Origin of the sequence: Metabacillus niabensis (genome assembly GCF_902829255.1) — a bacterium.
Classification (GTDB): Bacteria; Bacillota; Bacilli; order Bacillales; family Bacillaceae; genus Metabacillus; species Metabacillus niabensis.
In genome coordinates, this window is sequence record NZ_CADEPK010000068.1 from 1 (window position 1) to 851 (window position 851).

The following is an 851-nucleotide window of genomic DNA, read 5'->3' on the forward strand; positions in this document are numbered from 1 at the left end:
GAAATATATTGTTGATGGTAAGGTTCTTGTTAGTGAAATCAATGAGTTGTTTAATTTATCAATCGATGATACTGATGTCGATACGATTGGTGGATGGGTATTAACAGAGCATTATGATATAAAAACTGGAGGCTTTGTTGAATTTGGTTCACTAACCTTCAAAGTTACCGAGATGGAAAATCATCATATTCGCTATTTAGAAATTACAAAAATGCAAAAAGAAGCATTACCTAACCCGGCGTTATTAGAAAAGAAAATTGCAACTTCTTAAGGACTTACTATTATGTAAGTCCTTTTTTAGTACGATTAATTTTCAGTATCGAATGTGATTTTGTAAAGTGACTTTTAAGAATTGTTATCTAGATATACATAAAAGGGTTGCTTTCTGATGAACAAACCTTCACAATGAAAAGGATATCCAATATTATTAGGTCGTAGGTGATGACAATTATTAAAGTTAAAACATCTCCACTAAGTGGAGGGGAATTTAATCGTGGTGTTTTTGCAACAATTGATATTGAAAAAGGGACGCTTATTCATGAAGCGCCAGTAATACCATACCCAAATAGGGATCATGTATATATTGAGAAAACGATTTTAGACGATTATGTATTTGAATATGGAATTAATCATACTGCAATCGTATTAGGATATGGAATGTTATTTAATCACTCATATCATCCGAATGCAACGTATGATATTAACTTTGATAATCATACTTTTGAATTTTATGCATATAAGGATATTAAAGCTGGGGAAGAAATTCTGATTAATTATAATGGGGATGTTGATGATACAGAGCCGCTTTGGTTTAATAAAGATGAAAAGAAATAATTAATATTCTGTAATCA

General features: G+C 30.7%; 2 protein-coding genes. Both read left to right on the forward strand.

What is annotated here, in order from left to right; all coding sequences use genetic code 11:
* Nucleotides 1-271: transporter associated domain-containing protein (locus HU235_RS07505; protein WP_325100934.1), on the forward strand; the 271-nt coding region annotated here is incomplete at its 5' end.
* Between the two features lie 176 nt (nt 272-447).
* A complete protein-coding gene (locus HU235_RS07510; protein ID WP_095303000.1) occupies nt 448-834 on the forward strand; it encodes an SET domain-containing protein in 387 nt (128 codons plus the stop codon).
* Nucleotides 835-851: the final 17 nt, after the last annotated feature.